Below are 22,745 nucleotides of genomic sequence, written 5' to 3'. Positions count from 1 at the left end.
GTCAATCCCCAAGTCTCGTCATCGCTATCGGCTTTCGGAAGCCATCAAGCCTGGATGTTCATGATGTCCTGATAGGCCGACACCAGCTTGTTGCGCACCTGCAGCGCGGCCTGGAACGCAATGCCTGCCTTTTGCGTCGCAAGCATCACGTCGCTCAGTTCCACGTCAGTCGCTCCAGCCGAAAACCGCTGCTGCAGCGCCTCTGCCGACTGCAATCCTTGGTTCAAAGCCTCCACCGCCCCCTGCAGCGATTGGGCAAAACTCGCCACCCCCGTGGTTGCGGCCCCAGCGGAACTCGCTTCCTTCGCGATCGATCCCGAAGCCTCGGCAGCCAAACTCCGAAGCTGAACCAATACCGACTGCATCCGATCGACATTCATGGCATTTCCTCCTTCTCGCGACAGCGGGCAGGCGCCCGACCCTCACACCCCGATAGACAAGCAACAATCGGGCCAACTTGAATTCAACTGCAAGCCGGCTCAGTCGTCCAACGCGGGCAAGTCAAACCCCGCTTCGCGCATGCGCTGAAGTTTGTGCCGCAGGGTTCGGGGGCTGATCCCGAGGCGCTCCGCGGCGAGCTTCTTCGAGCCGCGACTCAAGCGCAGCGCATCCGCAATCAATCGGCGCTCATTCTGTTCCAGGGCTGCATCGAGCCCGGCCCCGAGTCCGCCCGCGCCGGGCGCAGGCATGGCAATCACGGAACCGAGGTCCGCGCGCCCAGCCGCCGCTGGGGTCGGTGGGACGCCAAACCCGTCCACGGCCTGCGGTAACAGCAAATCACGCGGAGCAATCGTTCCGTCCGTACACAAAATCGCCGCTCGCTGCAGCACGTTTTCGAGCTCGCGGACATTGCCCGGCCAGTCATACCCCAACAAAGCCTGGCCCGCCTCCGGCCCAAGTCGGACCGGGGCACTCAGCTTGAGCTGTCCGCCCAAGCGCTCGAGTATGGCCTCAGCGAGCGGCAAAATGTCCTCGCGCCGCTCGCGCAGTGGCGGAATGGTCAGGGGAAAGGCGTTGAGCCGGTAGTACAAATCCTCTCGCAACACGCCTTGGCGGACGGCCGTTTGCGGGTCACGGTTGCTGGTTGCGATGACGCGGATGTCGAGCGCGATGCGCCGCCGCCCACCGACGCGCTCGATCTCACGTTCCTGGAGCACGCGGAGCAATTTGGCTTGCAGCCCCGCCGCCATTTCGGTGATTTCATCGAGCAGCAGGGTTCCCCCTTGCGCTTGCTCAAACTTGCCGGGTGCCGCCTGCGACGCCCCCGTGAACGCCCCTTTTTCGAAACCAAACAGCGTGGCCTCGAGCAAGGTTTCGGGGATGGCAGCGCAATTGATCGCGACGAACGGTCCGGAGGCTCGGGCGGACGAACGGTGGATCCAGCGTGAGACCACTTCCTTCCCCACCCCGCTTTCACCCAACAGCAACACCCCTAGGTCCGTCTGGGCGACACGGCCCGCCATCTCCAGCACCCGCAGCATGGCCGCTGAGCGGGCGACGAGGCCTTGCATGGGAAGAGACGCACCCTGAGCGTGTTCACTCCGATGCGAGCTGGTGGTCATAGGCTGCAGTCCTCCCGGTCTGAGATCCATGGAATTCGAATCTGGCAAACGCGCACGATTGCCTTCGATCATGCCTCCGGCGCCACCGGAATTGAAGTTGCGCCTGAGGCCGTGATGAACCGGTTCAGCAAGTTCGATGCCTGAGCAAAAACGGCCCCATTCGTACCGAAAACCCGGCCGAGCCCCTCCGGCGCAGAACATCCGGACCGTGGGCGCCAAAGATTTGACGGCCTCCGAAGTTCCGGTGGCCCGAATACTGCCAGAAAGTCGGCTTCAGGGCTCCAGGTCGACGCAAAGGTCGGCGGAACGTTTCAGGACGGTCCCCGGCGGACGCATCATCCGGCGTCACGGGACTTCAATCCGTATTTGCGGATCTTTTCGACCAGGGTGGTTCGGCGCAGGCTCAAGCGATCCGCTGCACGGGCAATGACGCCGTCGCTTTGCGCCAGCGCCTGTTCGATCAGGGAGCGTTCGATCCGCTCGAGGTAGCTCTTGAGATCCACGCCGCTCTCAGGTAGGACGGGGTCGGGCAGCTCCACTACCGAGCGCAGCAGCTCTCGAACGTCGCCGCCGTCCTCCGAAGGGGCCGACAGGACCGGCGGATCCTCGTCGCAAACCTCGCGGAAAGCCAGGTTCAGAGGAGCCGTGGCGCCCACGCCGACACGCATCTTGGGCGGAAGGTCATCCAAAGTCACGGTGGATCCCGCGTGGAGGATCACGAGGCGCTCCATCAAATTGAGCAATTCGCGCACATTTCCGGGCCAAGAATAGGCCAGCAAAGCCTGGGCCACGCCCTCACCGAGTCGAACGAAACCGAGCCCCTCGCGATCGAGCCGCCGCAAGGCCGCGTCGGCCAAAAGCAAGATGTCTTCGCCGCGGTCCCGTAAAGGGGGCAATTCGATGGGAACGACGTGCAGCCGGTAGAACAGGTCCTCGCGGAAGCGGCCGAGTTGGATCTCCTGTTCCAGGTTTCGGTGGGTGGCGGCCACGATCCGAGCCTGGGCAGACAAAGTCTCCGTCCCGCCGACCCGCTCGAAACTGCGCTCCTGCAATACACGCAAGATCTTGACCTGCAGCGCAGGACTCATCTCGGCGATTTCGTCGAGAAACAGCGTGCCTTTCCCGGCAAGCTCGAACCGGCCCTTGCGCAAGCCCTGCGCTCCGGTGAACGCGCCGCGCTCATGCCCGAACAGCTCACTCTCCATGAGCTCGGCCGGAATCGCGCCACAGTTGACGGCCACAAACGGCCGCCCCGAGCGCGGCGAACATTGGTGCAAGGAGCGCGCGACCAGTTCTTTGCCGGTCCCGGACTCACCGAGGATCAACACGGTGCTGTCGGTCTTGGCCACCCGCTCGATCAGCGCACGCAAGGCCCGCATGGGCGCACTGCTGCCGACGAGGGTCTGCTCCAACCCACCATGCCCCGAATCGACCGTCAGCAGCTCTTGCTCCATGCGTTAGTGACCCCCGCGGTGCCGCACCACCAAGCTCTCATCCGAGAGCCGCTCGACGAGCCGCAGTTTTGCTTTTTGTGCGCCGGCCCGGTTTTCGAAAGGGCCGACGAAAAGAACCTCGACCGGCCGCCGGTACAAGCTTACCCGACAGCTCGGATAGCCCATGGCCCGAACCCGCTCACGGCGTTTGCGCAGACTCTCCTCCTGCTCGAACGCTCCTGCCTGAACATACCAGCCGGCACGACGGCAGTGGGGAATGCTGCCCTGGACGGTCGAGCGGCCCTCCGTCGGCTTGGCTTCTGCATCGCGCCCGCGCGCGGCACGGTCCGCGCCGGTTCCGGAGGGCTGGACGACCTCGATCGGTGCCGCGTCCGCAACCGGCAAGCTGGCTTCCGGTTTTTCGGGTGTGAGCGCGCCGCCCCCGACAGCCAAGGCTGCCGAGGCTCCCCGAGCTGGTGCTTCCGCGGTGGGTACCTCCGCGGCCGACGCGGCTGCGGCCGCAGCCGACGGCGGCGCAAGGTCCGGTCCGGGTGCTGCCACGGACGGGGACGCACCCCCAGACGCAGCTGCCGCTGATGCACTGAGCGCCGCCGCGGGCAAGCGCGGCTGCACCGCCGCCTCGCCCGCAGGGGGCTTGGCCGTCCATGCGGCATCGGCGACGACCGCCAGCGCCCAGGCGAGGCACAGCAGGCCACCGATCAGAGCCAGCCCGAGGCCGACCCGTAGCTTGCGGAATTCTTCGGGCGTCAGAGGCGCAGCGCTCATCCCTTCAGACTTTCGATGGGGGCTGGCCTGCGCTCGAGGGTGAGCCCTGGACATTGCGCTTGAGCTCCGCCCCGCCCCGTGCGAGGGCTGGGGTTCCCGCCGGGTGGTCGGGGGAGAGCAGCACGATGCTCACGCGCCGATTCGCCGCCCGCCCTTCGGGCGTGTCGTTCGAGGCCACCGGGTGGTATTCGCCGTAGCCAGCGGCCACCAGCCGCTCGGGCGGCACCCGATACCGTATCAAGGTTTGAACGACCGAGACCGCCCGCATGGCCGACAGTTCCCAGTTCGAGGCAAACATTCCGTTGCGGATCGGTACGTTGTCGGTGTAGCCGTTCACCTGAACCTGGTAGGGCCAGGTCGTCAGCATCTCGGCAATGTCTTTCAGGAGGTTCATCGCCTGCGGCTCCAGCGACGCCTGACCCGACGGGAACAGCAAGGTGTCCCGGATGTCGATGGAGACGCCCAGCGGCGTCACGCTGACCTGAACTTCACCTCGGTCGATCTGGGGCCGAAGCCGCTCGGTCAGAGCCTGCGCCACTGCAGCGAGCTCCTGCTGGCGCGCCTCGCTGTGCATCGCCGACGCCGCTGCCCGCGCCGCCTGCGGCGTGATCGGGGTCGGCTTGGGCATGGGCGGCAAGTCGATCAAGCGCGACGAATCGAGCAAGGGGGTGCCGATCTGGATGGGTTGTGCAGCCTCGGGCTGACCGGTAAAGGCGGAGACCAAGGTCTGCGAGAGGATGCGGTATTTGCCGTCGTTGACCGAAGAAATCGAATACATCACCACGAAAAAGGCAAACAGCAGCGTGATGAAGTCGGCATAGGAAACCAACCACCGCTCGTGGTTCTCGGGCGTTTCTTCGGGTCGTTGACGCACGAGATCCCCCGGGAAAGCTCAGCCCGCCGCGCGCTGGCGCGCAACCCGGCGTCGATGATGGCGAAACACGAATTGCTCGAGCAACGCAGCGAGCGAGTCGGGTAGGCCCGAGAAACGCGCACGGACACGCCAGGCCCCCTCACTCAGCGCCTGCGCCTGTTCGACTTGGGCCGGCAGCACCAGGGCCACAGGCAAGCGCGGGCGCAGGTAGAGATGCAGCTCGCCCCACGCGCCGATGCCGATCGGCTCGGCGCTCTGCCACGCCAAGCCCTGCGCGGTCAAGGTACAAAGCCGTGGCGGCGGCATCGGAACGAGCTGCCGGATGGCCGAGCTGACCATCAGCAGCAACAAGTCCAGCCGGCGCTCGATTTCCGGGGCACCGCGGCGGTCGCGCGGCTCGGCACCCGCCGATTCGTCGGCATCGTCGAGAGCCAGCAAGGCGCGCAGCACGGTTTGGTTCTCGGCCATCAGCTCCGGGGCCTGGCCTTCCGGGCGGCCCGACACGCGCCAGGCCAGCGGTAGATGCGCCTGCAGCGAGACGCCATCGGCACCGCGCTCGCGATCCGCGGCGGACGGTTCCAGAGGCTGGGATGGATCGGGCCCGGAGCTCACGGATCAAGGCGGTCGTTGGTGAATCCGGGCCAGTATACCGACGCCGGCCGCACCCGAGCCCGGCTTGGCGCGTGAACGGTCAATGCTGGCGCAGGCTCTCGATCCACGAGTCGCGCAAAGCCGTGACCACGGCGGAACAATCGTCGACGGCCTCGAGGTCGTCAAAGATGTTCGCGTGCGCCAGCCGCTCGAGCAGGTAGCGGTAGATGCCCGCCAGTCGCCGGTTCAGCGCGCCCTCGCCGTCGGGGCCGTTGCCTTCAGGCAAAGCGGCCAACAGGTGCTCGACCAGTTGATACGCACGGTTGAGGGATTGAAGCTTGCGCTCCACCGCACCCTCGACGAGGGCCAGGCGCGCACGGCGCAAATATTCCAGGATGCCGTCGAGCCCGAGCACGAGCAGCTTTTCCTCGGGGACACCCGTCTTGTCCACCTGCCGATACGCGGCAACCGCCAAACCTGCACTCATCGCTACCTCCTGCTCAAAAAATAGATGCCGCGTCCATCAACCCTTGCTGCTGGACTTCGACGAACTCACCGAATCGAAATACGCCGTCAAGTACTGACCGATGCCCTTGAACTGGGTCATCATGCTTTGCATGGCGTCGAACTGTTGTTGCAGCAGCGCGGTTTGTGCCTCGACGCTTTGCTGCAACTGCGCAATCTGTTTGTCGATGCTCGCAATCGAGGCATTGATGCCCTGCGTCGCCGCGGCCACGAAACCATTGCGGCTGTTGAGCGCGGCCACCAGGACCGAGTTGAGCTGCTGATACAAGCCCTGGCTCAAGGTCACCGTCCCGAGGCTGCCCGTCCCGGGCCCCGTGATGTCGAGCTGCAGACCCAGCGCCGCACCCGGACCCGTCACGGTCAGCCGCTGGCCACTTCCACTGGTCGTCTGCCCGTTGACCGAGCCCGCCACATCCACACCGGTCGCAGAAAGCATGGTGGTTCCAATGCCGGTGCTGCCCGGGCCCGCAGCCTGGTCGGAGACCACGGAAAAACTCTGACTCGAGCCATAGGCCTGGGTTGAAATCCGTAAACCACCACCATCCTCCGCGGCTTCAATGCCCGACAGGCCGCCTTCGCGCAGCCGCGCGTTGATGGTGCTGATCACCTGCTGCAGCGTGGCGCCGGCGTCGAGGTTGACCGTGACCGCCTTCGTGCCCGAAGTGAAGGTCAGCGCCTCGGCCGTGGCCAGTCCGCCCGAGGCAATCGAAGGCGCAATCGCGATGACCGCGGGGCTCGCCGGCGTGGAAACGCTCAAGGCATACGTGCCGGGCTTGGTGTCGGTCGTCGCACCAACAAAGCGCACGTTGCTGTTGCTGGCCGAGCCGACCTGGCCAAACAAGCCGGTGACACCCTCGTAATCGGCTTTCAGCGCCGCGGTCAGCTTGCCGCTGTCGAGCGCGAGCGTGCCGTCTTCCGCAAGGCTGATGCCCACCGAGCCGAGGGATGCGTAGGTCGCGCCGGGCCGGGTGCCGACGCCCTGCCCGCTGATCAGGTTGAGCATCTGGGTGCGCAGGTTCTGCACCCCGATGTCACCGAGCAAAGGCCCGGACTGGCTCGGGGCTCCGTTGCTGCCCGGAACGAAGGCCGTGACCTCGTTGAGCGTGCCCATCGCCTTGTTGAAGGCGGAAACGAAACTCTCGACCGACTTGACGAAGGCTGCACTGTCCTTGGCGACGGTGAGCTTGGTCGAGCCGCCGGCCTGCAAAAGGTCGAACTTGACGCCCGGGATGGCACCGCTGATCGTGTTGTTGGCGCTGGTGACCAGCAAACCGTTGATGCGCACCGATGCGTCCTGCGCCGCCTGGCTTTGGGTCATGCCTGCACCCGGCGTCGCCGGGTCGTAGGCCAATGCACCGAGCGAGCCGGTTGCACCGCTGACGCTGACTTTGAACGCGTTGGCGGCCCCGGTGCTGTTGCCCGAGAGCGTGAGGCGATAGCCGCTGCCGTCGAACACGACCGCTGCGCTGACGCCAGCGCCCGCACTGTTGATGGCCGCGGCGATGCCGTTCAAGGTGTTGTTGGAGCCGTCGATGCTGATCGACTTCGGGCTGCCACTGCCCACCTGAATCTGCAGGGTGCCGGTTCCAATGGCGGTGTTCGTGGCCGAGGCAAAGGCCTGCGAATACAAGCTTTGCGACTGGGCCAAGGTGACATCGGTGAGTGTGTAACTCCCTTCGGGGGCGTTGGCGTCGACGCTGGCGGACACGACGCCCGCCGTCGATGCACTGACGCTGCGGTTGTTGAGCTGCGTGACGTTCTGCAAACCCGCCACCGTCGACTGCAGGCTCGAGAGGCTGCCTTGAAGGCGGCCCCAGGCCGAGAGCGTGGCTTGCTGTTCGCGCTGCTGGTCTTGCAGCACGGTGATCGGCCGCTGATAGGCGGCGGAAATCGTGCTCACCAGGGACTGCACGTCCACGCCGCTGACCAAACCGGAAATCGAAACAGCCATGCTGGGCTCCTCAAATCAGCTCGACCCGCTCAGGCTTGGCCACGGAAGAGCGTGCCGGCGGGTGCCGAACGTTCGGTGTCCGACAGTGCGTCGGCCGCCTCGATGAGCTGCTCAGCCGGCACGTAGTATTTGAAATACACCTGCTGGGTGCGCCGGTCGGACAACTCCACCAACACACGCCCCGGGTTTTGACCGGTTGCGTCGAGCCCGACGCTGAGCTTGACGCCGCCGCTTTGCGCCAGTTGCTGGTTGAGCCGCGCCACCGCGCGCTGCACCGCATCGGGGGTTGCCCAAGAGGCGGGTGCCGGGGCGCTCGGTGCGGCGGCTTCTGCCGCTGGCCGTTGAGCGGGAACCGTGCCTGGCTGCACGGCTGCTCCGGGCACACCTTGCGTCGCCGTCGAGCCCGAGGCACCGACGGGTGCGACGGGCGTCGTGGCGGACACGGGCAATACAGAACCGGACATTTCCATGACTCTCTCCTGGACCTAGGCCCCGGGTACGCACGAGGCGGACCCGGGGCCTGCGGCGCCGAGCGCCGGGGCTGCTTAGGGCAGCAGCTTCAGGAAGCTCTGCTGCAGCGAGTTGGCCTGCGCGAGCGTCGAGATACCGGCCTGCTGGAGGATCTGGTATTTCGAGAGCTCGGTCGTCGCTTCGGCAATGTTGGCATCTTGCACCACCGACTGCGCGGCCTGCAGGTTCACGGCCGTGGTTTGGAGATTCTTCACCGAAGCCTGGACGCGGTTTTGAATCGCGCCCAAGTCGCCGCCTTGCTTGTTGAGCGTGTTGATCGCCTGGTCGACGATCGCAATCGCCTTGTTCGCGCCTTGGACGGTGGACACATCCACACTCGCCACGGTCGAGAGGGTGCTGATCGACGCCAGCCCGATATTGGTCCCGTTGGTCAGCGAATAGCCTTGTGTCGACTGCAGTTGCACGAAGCCTTGGACCAGGCCGGTTGTGTTCGTGCCATTGATCGTCACCGTGCCCGCGGCCAAGGTCCCCGTCCCCGAGAAGTTAGCAATCGAGATGTTTTCGCCTTGAGACTGCGTCAGGATCAGTTTGTTGTTGGCATCGAGGCTGGCCGTAACACCGGTCGTCGCGGTCTTGTCGTTGATCGCCGAAACCAGACCGCTGAGGCCCGTGGGGTCGATACTGGTGACGTTCGCCGAAATATTGACCACATTGGTTTGGGAGCCTGTCGTCCCGTTGCCCAAGGTGAAGCTGAACGAGCCCGAAGTCACCGTCAGGGCCACGCTGGTATTGGCCGTGGCGGTGACACCCGTCTTTTCAGAAACCTTGTTCACGCTGGCCGCAAGGCTCGCTGCCGAATCGGTCGCAGCAACGACGCTGATCGAACCCGAGCCTTTGTAGCCGTTGATCGTCACCGACCCTGCTCCGAAATTACCTGCCGATTGACTGATCGTGAAAGCCCCACCGGCCGCGTATCCATCGTCGACCACGCTGCCGCTGGCCGCGTAGATCGTACCGGACGTCTTAATCACGTTGTTGCCGATCGCGTCGGTGTTCGCGTTGGCCACTGAGACATTGATGATCTGGTTGGCGTTGGCGCCGACCTGGAACTGTTGGCCCGCAAAGCTGCCGTCGAGCAGGTTCTGGCCGTTGAACTGGGTTTGCGTGGCGATGGTGCGCACCTGGGCCAGCAACTGCGACACGACGCCCTGGAGGGCGGCGCGGTCCGAGGAGGTGTTGGAGCCGTTGGCTGCCTGAACCGCGATGGTGCGGATTTGCTGCAGCAGGTTGGTTTCGTTCTTCAGCGCGCCGGTCGCGGTCTGCACCAGCGAAACCGCCTGGTTGCCGTTGGAAACCGCCTGGTTCAAACCGTTGATCTGGGTCTGGAAGCGCTGCGAAATCGAATAACCCGCCGGGTCGTCGGCCGGGCCGTTGATTTTCTTGCCGCTCGAGAGCTGATCGACGTATTTGCTCAGGCTGCCCGCAGTGCCGCCGAGGGCATTGAGCGTGTTGAGCGCGTTAACGTTCGTGTTGATGATGCCGGAAATGGCCATGATGAACTCCTTTGGATCGAAATGATCCGGCGTCCCTGCCGGATGCCGGCAACCTTGCCTGCACCCCACTTGACGGCACGATCCGCGCAGACTTTAGGGCGGGCGTGAAAAAGCCCGAGCCGGGTCCGGTTCCCGGGCCGCGCGGCGTTGCCGGAGCTGCTGGAGCCGCGCCGTGCTACCGCGGCTCAGGGGCTGAGGCGTCACCGCCCAGCGCCGCGGCGCTGGGCGTCGCGGGGTCTGGATCGGCCAGTGCTTCAGCCAAACTCAGGGCGTGTGCGCGCAGGAGCAGCACGTCGTCGCTGTGATGGGCAGCCAGGCCCCGCAACGCGCCGGCCTCGAGCCGCAGCGCCTCGACGCCGACGGCGAGCCCGTCGGACACGGGCCGCAAGGCGGCGAGGAGACGATCGCGCCACTGCCGCCAGGGCTCGGTGGGGTCGGGCGCAAGGCGCTCGTCTGGGGCTGGGTGGGGCGGGGGCGGCCGATAGCCCGGGCGCTCGGTCGCATGCTCGGCCGCCTCCAGTGCCCGCTGCAGCTCCGCCGCCAGCGCCTCGAGATCGGACACGGCCTGCGCGGCAGCCGCCCCCGCCACGCGCAGGTGTTCGATGACCAAACCGAGGTTGAGCCGCAGGCATTCGAGCATGGCGACGAGCGCGCGCCCGGGCGCGGTGGCCAGGGCTTGCGCCTGCGCATGGGCCTGTGCCTGCGCCGGCGGACCTGCGGGCTCGCACGCGGCCCCGGGGGCCGGGGCTTCGGGCTCGGGCGCTTGCTTGAGGATGGCCTGCACGGCTTGCACCGCCGCGGCGAGGGTTTCCCACTCCACGAGCAGCGCATCGAGCCGCGCCGCGGCCGCTTCGAGCCCGGTACGCACGCGTTGATGGGCCTGATCGGCTGCGGCCAGGCAGGCGCGGCTGTGGCTTTGCGCGGCGACGCGTCGGGCGGCTTGGTGGCTGAGCTGGGCGCGGAGCGTCTGCAGCGCTTGCGCGCAGGCGTCGGCCTCGCGGCGGGCGAGCTTGTGGGCGGCCTCGAGGTGGGCGCATTCGGATTCGAGACGGGCTTGTTCTGCCTGCATCCGCAGGAATGCACGGTGCGCACGGCGCTCGGCCAGCACCCAGCCGGCAGCACCGAGCAGGCTGGCCGCGAGGGCCGCGCCTCCGACCCAAGGCGGGGGCCAGCCCGCCGTGGCGAGGCCCGCAACCCCGATGGGCGCGCCCAGCAACGCCAGAGCGACGGCGCTCCGCCCGTCCCATTCAGGCACCGTCCGCTCCTATTGAAGAAGCTGCCGCGTCGCATAGGGCGTCAGCGTCGAGGATGCAGCAGACACCGTAGCTGGCGCTGGGCAGCAAAGCCCGCACGCAGGACCAGCCGCCTGGCCCCGCGCCGGCCAAGGGTGTCGGCAAGGGCTCACCGGCACGCCGGCGTCGCAAGCCGAGCAGGCGCGACACGCGCAGCGCCATCCACGGCCCGAGCGGCGGGCCGAGCACGAGCAGCGGCGCGGCCTCAGGCCCTGCGCATGCCGGATTCGCGGCAGCCATCGACAGTGCGGCAGCCCAATCGATCACCGGCAGGACATGCCCGCGCCAGAGCAGAGCGCCGGGGCTGGCGCGCCACCACGCGGCCGCCGTCTCCATGGGCTTCGGCCAGGGTGTGAGCGGGGCCTGTGGCAGCACCTGCCGCACCTGGAGCGTATCGACACCAAACAGCCGTCCGCCGGCTTCGAAACACACCCAGGCTTCGGCCCGACCCGGGCGGTCGCCAAGGGGAACCTTGGGCGTGATGTAGGGCTCGGGCGGTGCGAGAGGCACGAAGGCGATGCGCGGCGGCCCATCGGGCAAGACGGGCGGGGCGGGCACGGTGGCCGAGACGCCTGCGGCTGCGGCCAGCGAGGGCAGCAAGCGGCGCGGCTCGAGCACCTGAGGCGGCTCCCATGCATCGACGCCGACGGCCAGCGCCGGCTGGCCGGGGGCGGCGAGTACGAGGAAGGCCACCGGTGGCTCGCTGCGGGCACGTTGCGCGGCCCGGGGGCCGGGGTGCGGCCAGTCAGCCCGGATCGGCCACGCAGCAGCGCCCCGCCATAGAACCTGGACCCCGTCTGCCAAGGAGTGAGGCGCCGCGTCGAGCAGCGGATCGGTCGCGAGCCAAGACTGCGGGATGGCCCAGAGGTCGGGGCCGATCTGGGCGAGGTAGAACCGCTCGGGCTCAGGCTCAGGCTCGGGCTCGGGCTCGGGCTCGGGCTCAGGCTCAGGCTCAGGCTCGGGCTCGGGCTCGGGCTCAGGCTCAGGCTCAGGCTCGGGTTCGGGTTCGGGTTCGGGTTCGGGTTCGGGTTCGGGCCGAGACGTATCAAACCGCTCGACCTCGGCGCGTATCGTGCCGAGCGTCGGGACGACGGCTTTCAACGCGTCGGCGCAACCGGAACTGACCTCGGGCAGCAAGGCGAGCCACTCGGCTTCTGCCGCCCGACATCGGGCCTCCAGCGCTGACGCACCGAGCATCTCCGCCCCGAGGCGCAGGCCGCGCAGCGCATCGAGCGCCTGGGCCAAGGCTTCGAGCGGTCCCAGCTCGGCGGCCCCATGCCGCAGCGCATGCTCGATCCGCCCCAGCAGACGCGTGGCATCGAGCCGATAGGCATGCCGCAGCTCGGCGTGGCTGGCTCGGGAAAGGCTGGACGTCATCCGACCGGCTCCGGGCGGGGTGCCAGTCGCGCAGGGTCAAGACCCCGCACGACGCTTCGGGCGCGCGAGCGGAGCCCCCTCCGGGACGGTGGCGGTCGGGATCTGGGCGACGCGGTGGGCACGGCGGGCCTTGGCGGCATAGAGTTGCGCGTCGGCGCGCCCCAGCGCCTCGGCGGGCGTGCGGGCGCCGTCCAGTGCCGCAACCCCCGCGGAAAACTCGGCCCAAAGCGGCGTACCGTCCACTTCCAGCAAGGGCTGGCGTTGCAGCCGCTGGCGTATGCGCTCGACCACCGCCTCCGCCTGGTCATTGGTGACATCGGGCAGAACGAGCACGAACTCATCGCCCCCGAAGCGAAATGCGGCGTCATAGGGGCGCAGCTCGGCCCGCAATGCGGCGGCGAAGGCCCGCAGAAAGTCGTCGCCCACCAGATGACCGTATTGGTCGTTGACGGGTTTGAACCGGTCGAGGTCGATCAGCACGACGGCGCACCGATGCACGGAACGCTGGGAACGCGCGTGTTCGGCGGCCAGGCGCTGGTAAAGCGCGCGGCGGCCGGGCAGCCCGGTGAGCGCATCGAGGCCGGCGTGCTGCGCCGCCAGCTCGATCTCGATCTCGGACAACTGCTGCAGCGCATCCAAGCCAAGCGCAATCAGCTCGTCATAAAGCGCGGGCGCCTCGGGGTCGCTCGGGTCCAGACTGGCCAGCGCGGCCGACCGCGCGTCCGCCCGGGCAAGATCGTCGCTGAGGCGTTCGCGCGCCGCTTGCAGCGCCGGTGTTTCGACGGCCGCTGCGAGGGCCACCGACAATTGCTGGTGGATGCGACCAATCGGCATGACCGCCACCGGCCCCGGACGCAAACGGTAGACGCCCTGCCGCAACAGCGCCTGCAGCCATGCGACGAGTTCGGCCCGCGTCGCGCGGATCGCGGCGCCGGCGCCGGCCGCCCACTCGGGCGCGGCTGCCGCTTCCAGGTCGCGGCGCGCCGCGCCGCTGAGCGTCGGGCTCGAAGCCGCTTCCGTGACACCCAGTGTGTCCGCTATTTTGGTGGAAGGCAGTGATTTCTTGGGTTGGAGCGCTGACATCTTGACGCCTCTTTGCCGGGATGCGAGTGTTCTAGCAATAGGCGTGCCATCCCTGAATCGTCGCCAGTCACTCCTTTATTGATAGCTACAAATCGACATTTGACGCCGGCATCCGGCCAAAAAAGCTTGAAATTGACACTATCGGACTCCTGACGCAGCCAGCGCAGGCATCGGGGGGCTCATCGGCTGACGGAAACCAGAATCTCGCCTTGGGCGCCCACCACGCCCGAGACCACACGCCCGGACTGGCTGTTGCGCGCGAGGATGCTCTGCCCCTCACGACCGTTTTCCATCGCCACGCCCGTCGCGACCAGCCGCACGCCCGCCCCCTCGGCAACGATCGCCACCGCCTGTCCGGAGCGGACCATCTGCGCACCGGTAAGCATCGGCGCGGTCAGCGGCTGACCGGCGGAGACGGCATAGCGCAACACACGCCCCACGGCCTCTTCGGGCTTCGAGAGGGCCGACGGCGGCAAGGCGGTTTGTTCCGCCGGCACCGCGCGCAGGTCCTCTGCCCGCAGCACTTGCCCGGCTCCGAGGGCGCGGGCCGCAACCAGCGCGGCGACGCGGGTGCGCACCCGGACCGGCACGTAAATGATCCAAGACGGGCGCCCTGGACAGGCCACCTCGACCGTCCGCGGACCGCTCGCGGGAGCCAGCCCCAGGTCCCGCGTGCGCAACGGTTCATCGCAGGCGGGTAAGTGCAGATCGGGGGGTGGTCCGTCGAGGATGACTTCCACCTCCCCGCCCTGTCCAAGCGCCGCACGGGTATGCGTCTGTACCGCCTGCCGCACGACATCGAGCGATTGCCAAGCGCCCGCCGCCGCCGGCGCAGCGGCACAGAGGAACGCAAGCCCCAGGAAGAGGCCAACCATTGCTGCGGCCCACCGGCTCGAGGCGCGCGCACTTGCGCTTCCTGGGCAGGCGTAGGCCGCTTGTGTCGATCCTTGCTTACCGAAAACCATCGTGAATTCCCTGGAAATTGAAGAGGGCCGAGCGGAATCCAACTCCGCCGCACACCACCTTCGGCCGACGAGCAAGCAAGTTCTGTTCACACCCCAAGCCAAGGAGATGGCGTGACCGGTGTCGGGCGGTACAGGCACCGAGCTTGCCGCCGAGCGGCAAAGCTTTGCCGCTCTCGCGCCGCCCAGAGGCACCCGGACGGTCCCGCGCCACCTGCAGCTCCAGTAGCCACGAACCACTGGGTGAACCTGGCACGCTTCATGCAACTTGCCTGCCGAAACGGCCCAACGATCCGCCATGAACGCACCGAACGCTCTCGACCAGTCCTTCGCACCGCTGCAAGCGAGCCTGCACCTGCGCGCGCAGCGTCAGCAATTGCTCACGGCCAACATCGTCAACGCCGACACCCCGGGCTACAAAGCCGTCGATCTGGACTTCCAAAAGGCGCTGGCCCAAGCGCTCGGGCAAGCGCCGCAGAGCTTGACCATGAAAGCGACGCATCCGCGCCACTTGCCCGGCGACCTGAGCCCCGCGGGCGGCTCGGCGATTGGCTTTCAGCAGGGCAACCCGGTTCGGCTCGACGGCAATTCGGTCGATCTGGATCGCGAGCAGGCGGAGTTCCAAAAAAACAGCATTCACTACGAGGCCGACCTGACCTTCCTCGGAGGAAAGATCAAGTCGCTGCTGTCGGCCATCACCGGCAACTGAAACCACCCTGAACACTCGCCCGGAATCGCATCGCCATGTCCCTCTTCAGCACGCTCGACATCGCCCACTCGGGCCTGCGCGCCGAAAGCGCCCGGCTCAACGTCGTGGCCAGCAATCTCGCGAATGCCAACTCGGCCACGAGTTCGAGCGGCAAGCCCTATCGGGCCCGCGAAGTGGTCTTCGCCGCGCAGCCCCTGCGGCCGGGGGCAGGGCCCGTCGGCGCACAAGGCGTGACCGTCGCTGCCGTGGTGGAACGCCCGGGCGAGTTGCGCCGGGTCTACGAGCCCCAACACCCGCTGGCCGACGCGCAGGGTTACGTGGCCTACCCCAACGTCAATCCCGTCGATGAGATGGTCAACATGATCTCCGCCTCGCGGGCTTACCAGGCGGACGTCAACCTCATGAACACATCGAAGAACCTGTTGCTCAAAACCTTGACGCTGGGTCAATGAGCCCACCGGATCGGCCACTTTCCCAGGAGACCCCATGAGCAGTTCGCCCATCAACAACAACCCCCTGCTGGCTTCGCTGCAGGGTTCGAGTGCGGCTTCCTCCAAGACCAGCGGCAGCGCCGCGCCGTTCGGCCCCTTGGCCAACGTCGACACGTTTTACAAGTTACTGGTCACGCAGTTGACGAACCAGGATCCGCTCAACCCGATGAGCAACCAGGACCTCTCGGCCCAGCTGGCGCAATTCAGCACCGCCAGTGGCGTGCAATCGGTTCAGGCCTCGCTAGCCAGCTTGGCTGCGCAGATCAGCCAGACCCAAGGCTTGCAGGCGGCCAATCTGGTCGGCCGAACGGTGGTGTTCGACAGCAACAGCCTGAGCCTGCCCGCGAGCGGCAGCGCCGCCGCGGGCTTCACGCTCGATGCCGCCGCGAGCCGGGTCGACGTCAGCGTGGTCGGCGGCAACGGCCAGACGCTGCGCCGCCTGAGCCTGGGGCCGATGGCCGCCGGCGTGCAGAACTTCACCTGGGATGGTCTCGATTCCAGCGGTGCCCGCGTCCCTGCGGGCAGCTACAGCTTCAAGGTCGAAGCCGCCGACGCGACCGGCGCTGCCGTCACCGCCTCGCCTTTTGGCGCGGGTCGCGTCCAGTCGGTCCTGCTGCAAGGCAAGGATGGCCCCGGCGTGCAGATCGAAGGCCAGAGCCAACCCATCGCCCTAAACCGCCTCCAAGGCGTCGTCTGACGCCCGCGCTTCACGCATCGAACGACCCTCACGCGAAAGGCTAGACATCCATGAGCTCCTTCCAAACCGCCCTCTCCGGCCTGCGTGCCGCCTCGACGAACCTGCAGGTCCTCGGCAACAACATCGCCAACGCGAACACGGTGGGCTTCAAGCAATCGAATGCGCAGTTCGCCGATGTCTATGCGCAGGCCATCGCCGGCGCGGCGCCCCAATACGGTCAGGTCGGCATCGGCACCAACGTGCAAACCATTGCCCAGCAGTTCTCGCAAGGCAACATTCAGACCTCGAACAACCCTCTCGACGTGGCGATCAACGGCGCGGGCTTCTTCAAGTTCGACTACAACGGCAGCGAGGTCTGCGGCCGCAACGGCCAGTTCCAAATCGACAAAGAGGGCTATATCGTCGACGGTGGCGGCGCAAAGCTCATCGGCACGCCGGCCGTCAGCGGCGCCCTGACCGGCGGCTCTGGCCCGCTGCAAATCACCGCCACGAGCCTCGCGCCCAAAACCACGACCAGCGCGACGGTCGAGCTCAACCTCAACGCCAATGCCCCGCTCATCAGCAGCGGAACCGCGTTTTCGATCACCGACCCCAAGAGCTACAACTATTCGACGACGACCACCGTTTACGACAGCCTGGGCACGCCGCACCTGATGAGCACTTATTTCCGCCTACAGACCTCCGGCGGCACCGGGCAGACATGGGATGTGTATTACAGCGTCGACGGCACGACCAGCAGCGGCGGCATCACGAGCGGAGGCCCGTTGACGATCCAGTTCAGTTCCACGGGAACGATCAGCGGCACGGCCAGCGGCTCGGTCGGGCCTCTGTCGTGGGCGGACGGCGCATCGGGGTCGACGATCGCGCTCGATTTCGCCGGCTCCACCAACTATTACGCGCCCTCGGCCGTCAACAACATCGTCAACAATGGGTATGGCCCTGGTCAGCTCAGCAATCTCGCCATCGACCCGAGTGGCATCATTTTTGGCCGCTACACCAATGGACAGTCCGCGATCCTCGGGCAGGTCACGCTGACCAATTTCCGCGCGCCGCAAGGCTTGCAACGCCTGGGCAACAACTATTTCGCCGCCACCTATCAGTCCGGCCCACCGCTGACTGGGGTTCCCGAGGCGGCCGGCTTGGGCTCGTTGCAGGCCGGGGCCATCGAGCAATCGAACGTCGAATTGGAGACGCAGCTCGTCAACCTGATCGTGGCCCAGCAGGCTTACCAGGCCAATGCCCAGACGATCAAAACGCAACAGCAGGTCGTGCAGACCCTGTTGAACCTCTAAGCGCCAAAGGACGCCTGAGTCATGGACACGCTCTGGATCGCCGCCACCGGCACCCGCGCCGTTCTGGCGCGCCAGGACATCGTGGCCAACAACCTAGCCAACGTCAACACGAACGGCTTTCGCGGCAGCTTCGCTGAATTTCGCGCCTTGCCTGTCTATGGGGGCGTCCTGCCCAGCAACGTTTATGTCGCACCCGACGAGCCGGTCGCCGACCTGCGCACCGGTGCCATCAACGCCACCGGGCGGGCGCTGGATGTCGCGATCAAGGGCAGCGGATGGCTTGCGGTCCAGGCGCCCGATGGGGGTATCGCCTACACCCGCAACGGTCAGCTGCAAATCAGCTCGAGTGGGCTACTCACCACGAGCGATGGCCACCCCGTCCTCGGTCAGGACCGGCTGCCGATCACGCTGCCGGTGCTGCAGGAAATCCAGATCGGCAAGGACGGCACGGTCGCGGGCATCCCGGCCGGAGGCACCAGCAGCGCCAGCGTGGTGTTCAACCGGCTCTTGCTCGTCGACCCGCCTGCGAAGGCGGTGCAACGCGGCGATGACGGGCTGTTCCGGGTCAGCGGCGAAGCGCCCGAGCCCGACGCGCGGGTGCAACTCGAAGCGGGCGCCCTCGAAGGCAGCAACGTGAACGCGGTGTCGACCCTGATCCAGATGATCGAAAACAGCCGCGCCTTCGAAGTCCAGACCAAGCTCATGCACACCGTCGACCAGAACGCCCAGGCCGCCAGCCAGCTTCTGATCGTGAACTGATCGACTGACTCCCAAGACAAGGTTTCCCCATGCTGCGTTCCCTCTACATCGCCAAAACCGGACTGCAAGCCGAGCAGCTTCGGATGGATGTCATCTCGAACAACCTCGCCAACGTCAACACCAACGGCTTCAAAGGTTCGCGGCCGGTCTTTCAAGACCTGCTGTATCAAAACCTGACCCAGCCCGGTGCGCAGTCGTCGCAGACCACGCAATACCCCTCGGGTTTGCAGGTTGGAACGGGGGTACGCCCGGTGTCGACCGAACGCCTGATGTCCCAGGGCAACCTGACCCAGACCGGCAATTCGCTCGATCTGGCCATCAACGGCAACGGCTTCTTACAGGTCTTGCGCGCCGACGGCACGATTGCTTACACCCGCGACGGCAGCCTGCAACTCAACAACCAAGGCCAGCTCGTCACGGGCGGCGGCGACCTCATTCAGCCGGCCATCACCATTCCGCAAGCGGCACAGTCGATCACGATCGCGAAGGACGGAACGGTCACGGTCACCTTGCCCGGCCAGGCCGCACCGCAACAGGTCGGCACGCTGCAGCTGGCGAGTTTCGTGAACCCCGCCGGCCTGCAGTCGATCGGCGACAACCTGTATTTGGAGACGGGATCGTCGGGCGCGCCCAACACCGGACAGCCCACGCTCAACGGCCTCGGTGCCGTGCAGCAAGGCTTCGTCGAAGCGTCCAACGTCAACGTGGTGGCCGAACTGGTCGACATGATTTCGACCCAGCGGGCCTACGAGATCAACAGCAAGGCAGTCCAAGCCTCGGACCAGATGCTCCAATATGTCAACAACAACCTCTGAAACACGGCTGAATCTGGCCCCAAGGGCACGCGTGCTCGGCCGCGGGGTCCGGGGCGCCACGCGTGGCGACCGGCTGTTCCGGAGTCCCGCGGTCGGCTGGGTCGTTCTCGCCTGCGCCTTCACGCTGGGCGGCTGCGTCAGCCCGCCGCGCCTCGAAGCCCAAGCGCCGATCCAGCCGCTGCCCAGCCCCGCCGAACCCGCGCCCTTGGACGCGCGAGCCGCCGCCAACGGCGCGATTTGGCAAAGCAACACGAACATCGCCTTGTTCGAGGACGGGCGTGCGCATCGGGTCGGCGACCTCATCACCATCTTGGTCAAGGAAAACGCGAACGCCACCAAAGCCAGCAACACGGCGGTGAAGCAATCGGACGATGTCAGCGCCGGGCTGAAGTCGCTGTTCGGCAAGCCCGTCACGCTGGGAGGCGGCTACAGCCCCGACATCGGCATGAGTTCGAGCACCAAATTCTCGGGCGATGGCAGCACGGCCCAAAGCAACAGCTTCACCACGACGCTGCAAGCCACGGTGACACGGGTTTGGCCCAACGGCAACCTCGAAATCTCGGGCCAAAAAGAGGTCACCCTCAACGGAGGGCGCGAATTCATCCGCGTCGCCGGAGTCGTCCGCGCGCAGGATGTCAGCCCACAAAACACGGTGCTTAGTACCCAAATTGCAAATGCACGGGTGGAATACAGCGGCAATGGCGATGTGTATGCCGCAGCAAAGGTGCCCTGGCTGACGAGCTTCTTCCTCTCCCTCTGGCCGTTCTGAACATGACGATCTCCTCACTCAAGACTGCCCGCCCCCTGCGCCCAACCGGCGTGTGGCCGGCGCTGCGCGCGCTCGCCAGCGCCTGGCTGCTGTTTTGCGTGTCCGTGGTGAGTTCGGCTGCAACCATCCGCGACCTCACGGCGATCGAGGGGGTGCGCATCAACCAGCTCGTCGGCTATGGCCTCGTCGTCGGCCTCGCCGGAACGGGCGACCAGGCCACCCAGGTCCCCTTCACGACGCAATCGATGCTGGCGATGTTTCAGCGGCTGGGCATCAACCTGCCGCCAGGGGTGGCCAGCAACCTGCAGCCCAAGAATGTCGCCGCCGTCCTGGTCACGGCGAACCTGCCGCCGTTCGCGCGTCCGGGCCAACAAATCGATGTCACCGTGTCGACGGTCGGCAACGCGTCGAGCCTCGCGGGTGGATCGCTCATCATGACCCCGCTCAAAGGCGCCGACGGACAAACCTATGCCGTAGCGCAAGGCAATGTGGTGGTCAGCGGCTATGGCGCCAAGTCCGGCGGCAGCAGCAGCCAAACCAATTTTCTGACCGCGGGAACGGTCGCCAATGGTGCCACCGTCGAGCGCGCCGTGGCCTCGGGCCTGCAGCCCGGCGGCGCAGTGGTGCTCTCGCTCGGCACGCCCAGCTTCGGCACGGCCAGCCGCATCAGCGAGCGCATCAACGAGACCTTCGGCCCCGGCACCGCGCTCGCGATCGATGCAGGGACGATTCAGGTCAACGCCCCGCCAACACCCGGCGAGCGCACCGCCTTTCTGGGCCGGCTGCAAGCCCTCGAGATTCAACCCGACGCCCCGCCCGCGCGCGTCGTCGTCGACGCCCGCAGCGGAACGGTCGTGCTGGGCCAGAACGTGACGCTCGGCACCTGCGCCGTCGCGCACGGCAACCTCTCGGTCACGATCGACACCGAGTACCAGGCGAGTCAACCCAACCCCTTCGGCGCCGGTCAGACCGTCGTCACCCCGAAGACCGACGTCAAGGTCCAACAGGACAAGGCGAAACTCATGATGTTCAACGCCGGTGTCACACTCGAGGCGGTCGTCCGCGCCCTCAATGCAGTCGGCGCCAGCCCGAGCGACCTAATCGCCATCCTGCAGGCCATGAAATCCGCCGGAGCCCTACAGGCGCAAATCGAAGTCATTTGAGCGGTCGTACCCCATGAATCCGATGCTTCCTTCAAACCCCAGCGCTTCGGCCGCCCGCGCGACCGAGGCCTTGTCGTTCGATGGGCTGCATCGGCTCAAGCATGCGGCCAGCCAAGCACCGGCCGACCCGGCCACGCTCAAGGCCGTTGCGCGGCAATTCGAGGCCCTGCTGCTGCAGCAGATGCTTGCGGCCATGGGGAAGACGTCCTTCGGGCCCAATCTGCTTGGCGAAACGGCCGCTCCGGTGCTTCAGTCGCTGTACCAGCAGCAACTGGCCACCACGCTCAGCCAAGGCCCCGGCCTCGGACTCGGCAGCTTCCTCGCCAAGGAATTGAGCGTGCGCTACGGGCGCCCCAACGCCCCGGTCACCGCGCCCGCCTCGCCCGCGGCTCCTTCAGTCACCCCGGCTCCGGTCGATGCGCCCATGGGAAGCCAGCCGGCCGCGTCCCAACCACCCGTGCGCGTCAAGCCCTCCCCGCCCCAGCCGCCGCAAAACGCCCCGCAGCCGAACCCGCCGGGCGTTCCACCACACGCGGCCCAGGCGCCTGCGGCCGCAGGCGCCCCCTCCACTGCAGCTGCGGTGAATCGGCCCGCGACGTCCGCGGCTGCCAGCAGCGATTCCGCGAGCGCGCCGCGCGACTTCGTGGCCTCGCTGCTGCCGCATGTGGAGCGAGCCGCCCAGGCCCTGCGGGTGAGTCCGGTGGCCTTGCTCGCCCAAGCCGCGCTGGAGACCGGTTGGGGGCGGCACGCCCCAGGCAACAACCTCTTTGGCATCAAGGCGGCGGGCGGCGAAACGCAGAGCATCCAGACCCTCAAGACCACCGAATACACCCCGCTTGGCCAGGTCGTGCAGCATGCGGCCTTCCGGGCCTATCAAGACATTTCCGACAGCGTCGAAGGCTTCACCCAACTGCTGTCGCGCTCGGCCCGGTACGCCCAGGCCTTGGGACAACAAAGCGTCGAGGCGTATGCGCGGGCGATCCAGCGCGCCGGTTACGCCACCGACCCGGCCTACGCCGAAAAGCTCGTCGCGATTGCCGACAGCCCGCGGATGAAGGCAGCCCTGGGCGCGCTCGGCCGTGGTACTTGGCTCGCGAAACCGGCGGTGCCAGCGGGCTCAAGCGAACGGCTATCGTGACGTTATGGAGCCACACTCGCGGAGTCTTTCCATGCCCTACGCCCCAACGGATTTTGAGGTCGACGAAGCCGAGGCCGTCCAGCGCGTCCTTGCCTCGCTGCAGGCGCAACGTCGGGCGCTTACGGCAACGACCGGGATGCGTGCAGTCCCCGCGCACGACCACGACGCCACGCCGTTGCCGCTCGAGCCGGTCTGGCCGCCTCTGCTCGAGGCCTTGGCCGCGCACGCCGCCCGACGTCAGTCCAGGCAAGCCACCACCACCTCCGAAACCTTGGACGCGCTGGTGCGGCAACTCCAAGCGGAGTCCACCGAACTCGAAGCCCTCGTCGAGCAGCGCCTGGCTGCGCTGGCCTCAATGCTCGAGCGCCACCACCGGGCGGCTTCCTCGGCGCTCTATTCCGCCGCGCCGGCTGCGGCCGTGCCGACGCGACATAGCCTGGGGAGAGGCTGAC

The 22,745-nt window shown here is 66.8% G+C and carries 24 protein-coding genes; 10 read left to right on the top strand and 14 right to left on the bottom strand.

The window, feature by feature from the left end; all coding sequences use genetic code 11:
* Window positions 1-44 precede the first annotated feature (44 nt).
* The 14 genes from fliE to flgA all read right to left on the bottom strand — a co-directional run bounded on the left by fliE (window position 45) and on the right by flgA (window position 14,373).
* Window positions 45-380, bottom strand: coding sequence for a flagellar hook-basal body complex protein FliE (gene fliE, locus EDC62_RS05265; protein WP_124221314.1), 336 nt, complete (start codon window positions 378-380; stop codon window positions 45-47).
* A gap of 99 nt (window positions 381-479) precedes the next feature.
* Window positions 480-1,511 carry a sigma-54 interaction domain-containing protein gene (locus tag EDC62_RS05260; RefSeq protein ID WP_245968763.1) on the bottom strand — a complete coding sequence of 344 codons (1,032 nt, stop codon included), beginning with the start codon at window positions 1,509-1,511 and terminating at the stop codon, window positions 480-482.
* Between the two features lie 386 nt (window positions 1,512-1,897).
* Window positions 1,898-3,016: a sigma-54 interaction domain-containing protein gene (locus EDC62_RS05255; RefSeq protein WP_124221309.1), complete on the bottom strand. Its 1,119-nt coding sequence runs from the start codon at window positions 3,014-3,016 to the stop codon at window positions 1,898-1,900.
* Window positions 3,017-3,019: 3 nt separating this feature from the next.
* Complete coding sequence (locus tag EDC62_RS05250) at window positions 3,020-3,781, bottom strand: SPOR domain-containing protein (protein WP_170159018.1); 762 nt, start codon at window positions 3,779-3,781, stop codon at window positions 3,020-3,022.
* A gap of 4 nt (window positions 3,782-3,785) precedes the next feature.
* Window positions 3,786-4,655 carry a flagellar motor protein MotD gene (gene motD, locus EDC62_RS05245; RefSeq protein WP_124221305.1) on the bottom strand — a complete coding sequence of 290 codons (870 nt, stop codon included), beginning with the start codon at window positions 4,653-4,655 and terminating at the stop codon, window positions 3,786-3,788.
* Between the two features lie 18 nt (window positions 4,656-4,673).
* The gene (locus EDC62_RS05240; protein WP_124221303.1) at window positions 4,674-5,267 is read right to left on the bottom strand and encodes a PilZ domain-containing protein; all 594 of its coding nucleotides are present in this window, start codon (window positions 5,265-5,267) and stop codon (window positions 4,674-4,676) included.
* A 79-nt stretch (window positions 5,268-5,346) separates the two neighbouring features.
* A complete protein-coding gene (gene fliS, locus EDC62_RS05235; RefSeq protein WP_124221301.1) occupies window positions 5,347-5,733 on the bottom strand; it encodes a flagellar export chaperone FliS in 387 nt (128 codons plus the stop codon).
* A 36-nt stretch (window positions 5,734-5,769) separates the two neighbouring features.
* Window positions 5,770-7,722, bottom strand: coding sequence for a flagellar filament capping protein FliD (fliD, locus tag EDC62_RS05230; protein WP_124221299.1), 1,953 nt, complete (start codon window positions 7,720-7,722; stop codon window positions 5,770-5,772).
* Window positions 7,723-7,751: 29 nt separating this feature from the next.
* Window positions 7,752-8,192: a hypothetical protein gene (locus EDC62_RS05225; RefSeq protein ID WP_124221297.1), complete on the bottom strand. Its 441-nt coding sequence runs from the start codon at window positions 8,190-8,192 to the stop codon at window positions 7,752-7,754.
* Between the two features lie 75 nt (window positions 8,193-8,267).
* Entirely contained in the window at window positions 8,268-9,746 is a 1,479-nt protein-coding gene (locus EDC62_RS05220; protein WP_124221295.1) for a flagellin N-terminal helical domain-containing protein, read from the bottom strand.
* A 175-nt stretch (window positions 9,747-9,921) separates the two neighbouring features.
* Window positions 9,922-11,001, bottom strand: a complete 1,080-nt coding sequence (locus tag EDC62_RS05215) for a hypothetical protein (protein ID WP_124221293.1) — start codon at window positions 10,999-11,001, stop codon at window positions 9,922-9,924.
* Window positions 10,994-12,415 carry a chemotaxis protein CheW gene (locus EDC62_RS05210; protein WP_124221291.1) on the bottom strand — a complete coding sequence of 474 codons (1,422 nt, stop codon included), beginning with the start codon at window positions 12,413-12,415 and terminating at the stop codon, window positions 10,994-10,996. Before EDC62_RS05210 ends, EDC62_RS05215 begins: the two co-directional genes overlap by 8 nt.
* 36 nt (window positions 12,416-12,451) lie before the next feature.
* On the bottom strand, window positions 12,452-13,498 hold the full coding sequence (locus EDC62_RS05205) for a GGDEF domain-containing protein (RefSeq protein WP_124221289.1): 1,047 nt from the start codon (window positions 13,496-13,498) through the stop codon (window positions 12,452-12,454).
* Window positions 13,499-13,677: 179 nt separating this feature from the next.
* Complete coding sequence (flgA, locus tag EDC62_RS12975; RefSeq protein WP_170159017.1) at window positions 13,678-14,373, bottom strand: flagellar basal body P-ring formation chaperone FlgA; 696 nt, start codon at window positions 14,371-14,373, stop codon at window positions 13,678-13,680.
* Between the two features lie 385 nt (window positions 14,374-14,758).
* On the opposite strand from flgA, the gene flgB reads away from it, so the two are divergent.
* The 10 genes from flgB to EDC62_RS05150 are packed head-to-tail and all read left to right on the top strand — an operon-like array spanning window position 14,759 to window position 22,744.
* Window positions 14,759-15,169, top strand: a complete 411-nt coding sequence (gene flgB / locus EDC62_RS05195; RefSeq protein ID WP_124221285.1) for a flagellar basal body rod protein FlgB — start codon at window positions 14,759-14,761, stop codon at window positions 15,167-15,169.
* 35 nt (window positions 15,170-15,204) lie between these two features.
* Complete coding sequence (gene flgC / locus EDC62_RS05190; protein WP_124221283.1) at window positions 15,205-15,621, top strand: flagellar basal body rod protein FlgC; 417 nt, start codon at window positions 15,205-15,207, stop codon at window positions 15,619-15,621.
* A gap of 34 nt (window positions 15,622-15,655) precedes the next feature.
* Window positions 15,656-16,357 carry a flagellar hook assembly protein FlgD gene (locus tag EDC62_RS05185; RefSeq protein WP_124221281.1) on the top strand — a complete coding sequence of 234 codons (702 nt, stop codon included), beginning with the start codon at window positions 15,656-15,658 and terminating at the stop codon, window positions 16,355-16,357.
* Between the two features lie 50 nt (window positions 16,358-16,407).
* Window positions 16,408-17,649: a flagellar hook protein FlgE gene (flgE, locus tag EDC62_RS05180; RefSeq protein WP_124221279.1), complete on the top strand. Its 1,242-nt coding sequence runs from the start codon at window positions 16,408-16,410 to the stop codon at window positions 17,647-17,649.
* 21 nt (window positions 17,650-17,670) lie between these two features.
* Window positions 17,671-18,408: a flagellar basal body rod protein FlgF gene (locus EDC62_RS05175; protein WP_124221277.1), complete on the top strand. Its 738-nt coding sequence runs from the start codon at window positions 17,671-17,673 to the stop codon at window positions 18,406-18,408.
* A 29-nt stretch (window positions 18,409-18,437) separates the two neighbouring features.
* On the top strand, window positions 18,438-19,223 hold the full coding sequence (gene flgG / locus EDC62_RS05170) for a flagellar basal-body rod protein FlgG (RefSeq protein WP_124221275.1): 786 nt from the start codon (window positions 18,438-18,440) through the stop codon (window positions 19,221-19,223).
* Entirely contained in the window at window positions 19,204-19,992 is a 789-nt protein-coding gene (locus EDC62_RS05165) for a flagellar basal body L-ring protein FlgH (protein WP_124221273.1), read from the top strand. The genes flgG and EDC62_RS05165 overlap by 20 nt, the downstream gene beginning before the upstream one ends.
* A 2-nt stretch (window positions 19,993-19,994) precedes the next feature.
* The gene (locus tag EDC62_RS05160; protein WP_124221271.1) at window positions 19,995-21,155 is read left to right on the top strand and encodes a flagellar basal body P-ring protein FlgI; all 1,161 of its coding nucleotides are present in this window, start codon (window positions 19,995-19,997) and stop codon (window positions 21,153-21,155) included.
* Window positions 21,156-21,177: 22 nt separating this feature from the next.
* Window positions 21,178-22,293 (top strand): flagellar assembly peptidoglycan hydrolase FlgJ, encoded by a 1,116-nt coding sequence (gene flgJ, locus EDC62_RS05155; protein WP_245968762.1) that lies wholly within the window; start codon window positions 21,178-21,180, stop codon window positions 22,291-22,293.
* Between the two features lie 31 nt (window positions 22,294-22,324).
* Window positions 22,325-22,744 (top strand): hypothetical protein, encoded by a 420-nt coding sequence (locus EDC62_RS05150; protein ID WP_124221267.1) that lies wholly within the window; start codon window positions 22,325-22,327, stop codon window positions 22,742-22,744.
* The last annotated feature ends 1 nt before the right edge of the window (window position 22,745 follow it).

This window comes from Tibeticola sediminis, assembly GCF_003843835.1.
Classification (GTDB): Bacteria; Pseudomonadota; Gammaproteobacteria; order Burkholderiales; family Burkholderiaceae_C; genus Tibeticola; species Tibeticola sediminis.
This window is presented reverse-complemented; position numbering and strand designations above follow the sequence as displayed.

Bases quoted from the DNA above. Each gene is read 5' to 3' on its own strand.
- flgE (WP_124221279.1), top strand. From the start codon at position 16,408: ATGAGCTCCTTCCAAACCGCCCTCTCCGGCCTGCGTGCCGCCTCGACG.
- flgC (WP_124221283.1), top strand. From the start codon at position 15,205: ATGTCCCTCTTCAGCACGCTCGACATCGCCCACTCGGGCCTGCGCGCC.
- EDC62_RS05205 (WP_124221289.1), bottom strand. From the start codon at position 13,498: ATGTCAGCGCTCCAACCCAAGAAATCACTGCCTTCCACCAAAATAGCG.
- flgG (WP_124221275.1), top strand. From the start codon at position 18,438: ATGCTGCGTTCCCTCTACATCGCCAAAACCGGACTGCAAGCCGAGCAG.
- EDC62_RS05260 (WP_245968763.1), bottom strand. From the start codon at position 1,511: ATGCAAGGCCTCGTCGCCCGCTCAGCGGCCATGCTGCGGGTGCTGGAG.
- EDC62_RS05255 (WP_124221309.1), bottom strand. From the start codon at position 3,016: ATGGAGCAAGAGCTGCTGACGGTCGATTCGGGGCATGGTGGGTTGGAG.
- flgB (WP_124221285.1), top strand. From the start codon at position 14,759: ATGAACGCACCGAACGCTCTCGACCAGTCCTTCGCACCGCTGCAAGCG.
- fliE (WP_124221314.1), bottom strand. From the start codon at position 380: ATGAATGTCGATCGGATGCAGTCGGTATTGGTTCAGCTTCGGAGTTTG.
- flgA (WP_170159017.1), bottom strand. From the start codon at position 14,373: ATGGTTGGCCTCTTCCTGGGGCTTGCGTTCCTCTGTGCCGCTGCGCCG.
- EDC62_RS05165 (WP_124221273.1), top strand. From the start codon at position 19,204: ATGTCAACAACAACCTCTGAAACACGGCTGAATCTGGCCCCAAGGGCA.
- fliS (WP_124221301.1), bottom strand. From the start codon at position 5,733: ATGAGTGCAGGTTTGGCGGTTGCCGCGTATCGGCAGGTGGACAAGACG.
- EDC62_RS05225 (WP_124221297.1), bottom strand. From the start codon at position 8,192: ATGGAAATGTCCGGTTCTGTATTGCCCGTGTCCGCCACGACGCCCGTC.
- EDC62_RS05250 (WP_170159018.1), bottom strand. From the start codon at position 3,781: ATGAGCGCTGCGCCTCTGACGCCCGAAGAATTCCGCAAGCTACGGGTC.
- fliD (WP_124221299.1), bottom strand. From the start codon at position 7,722: ATGGCTGTTTCGATTTCCGGTTTGGTCAGCGGCGTGGACGTGCAGTCC.
- EDC62_RS05185 (WP_124221281.1), top strand. From the start codon at position 15,656: ATGAGCAGTTCGCCCATCAACAACAACCCCCTGCTGGCTTCGCTGCAG.
- EDC62_RS05220 (WP_124221295.1), bottom strand. From the start codon at position 9,746: ATGGCCATTTCCGGCATCATCAACACGAACGTTAACGCGCTCAACACG.
- EDC62_RS05150 (WP_124221267.1), top strand. From the start codon at position 22,325: ATGCCCTACGCCCCAACGGATTTTGAGGTCGACGAAGCCGAGGCCGTC.
- EDC62_RS05160 (WP_124221271.1), top strand. From the start codon at position 19,995: ATGACGATCTCCTCACTCAAGACTGCCCGCCCCCTGCGCCCAACCGGC.
- EDC62_RS05210 (WP_124221291.1), bottom strand. From the start codon at position 12,415: ATGACGTCCAGCCTTTCCCGAGCCAGCCACGCCGAGCTGCGGCATGCC.
- EDC62_RS05175 (WP_124221277.1), top strand. From the start codon at position 17,671: ATGGACACGCTCTGGATCGCCGCCACCGGCACCCGCGCCGTTCTGGCG.
- flgJ (WP_245968762.1), top strand. From the start codon at position 21,178: ATGCTTCCTTCAAACCCCAGCGCTTCGGCCGCCCGCGCGACCGAGGCC.